The following is a 1,113-nucleotide window of genomic DNA, read 5'->3' on the forward strand; positions in this document are numbered from 1 at the left end:
AGCGCGGCGTGCTCGTCGATCACGCGACGGTTCATCGCTGGTCGATCAAGATCCTGCCGGTGCTCGCAGCGGTGTTTCGCCGATGCAAGCGTCCCGTGGGCGCGAGTTGGCGGATGGACGAGAACTACATCAAGGTCGCTGGCCAGTGGAAGTATCTGTACCGGGCCGTCGATCGCGACGGCGATACGATCGACTTCCTGCTTCGTGCCAAGCGAGATCACGCAGCCGCACGATGCTTTTTGAGCAGGCCATCGGCCTGCACCGTGTGCCGGAGAAGATCACCATCGACAAAAGCGGTGCCAACACGGCCGCCATTCAAAGCATGCAGGCCGACTCCGGTGCGCCCATCGACATGCGCCAGTCGAAGTACCTCAACAACATCGTCGAGCAAGACCATCGGGCCGTCAAACGCATCGTGCGGCCGATGCTCGGCTTCAAGTTTTTCCGCTGCGCGCGAGCGCTCATTGCCGGCATCGAGACGATGCACATGATCAGGAAGGGGCAGATGGAATGTCTCGAAGGCCAAGCCTCGTCCGCAGCAACGAAGTTCTACKCGCTGGCTTGCTGAGCAACTCGAACAACGCGAACTTACTTGGCCCGGCACTGCTATTGACAGAACCGGCGCACGTGGATGCTCACCATGTCCGGGATCTGGCCACGGCGATCGTCGCCTCGGGAGCGCGGCATGCGCGTGCTGCGCCCGCGGCGCAGGCAGGCGATGAGCTGGCGTCGCAGCTCGCCGCGCGGCTGCGCGTAGATGGCCGTAGATGGTTTCGTGGGACACGTGGCGCTCGGGCTCGTTGGGGAAGACGCGCTTGAGGGTACCTGCGATCTCCTGGGGCGACCACTTCCAGTTCAGCAGGGTGAGCACCACGCTCTGCCCTGCATGTCGAGCTTGCGCGTCGGCCGTGCGGCCCTGGCGCCGCCCCTGGCTGCGCGCGTCGTTCCCCCGGACGACTGGACCCTCCCGGCCAGGCGCCGTTTCGGGAGCTCCAAGCGGCCAACCAGCGCCGCAAGTGCTGGATCAGGTGTGGCGATCTCAAACAGCTTCATCGATGCCTCGAATCCGTTTAGGTGGAATGGCACTTACTTTAGCTGTTGGGCCATCAGCGC

General features: G+C 63.8%; 2 pseudogenes. One reads left to right on the top strand and one right to left on the bottom strand.

The features are described 5' to 3' along the window. Positions 1–568, top strand: a pseudogene (locus AC1DY5_RS56675) (IS6 family transposase); the annotation flags it as partial. 53 nt (positions 569–621) lie between these two features. On the opposite strand, the pseudogene AC1DY5_RS56680 reads toward AC1DY5_RS56675, so the two are convergent. Next, a pseudogene (locus tag AC1DY5_RS56680) lies at positions 622–871 on the bottom strand (IS30 family transposase); the annotation flags it as partial. Between the last annotated feature and the right edge of the window lie 242 nt (positions 872–1,113).

This window comes from Variovorax sp. P4_D9, from assembly GCF_056401695.1.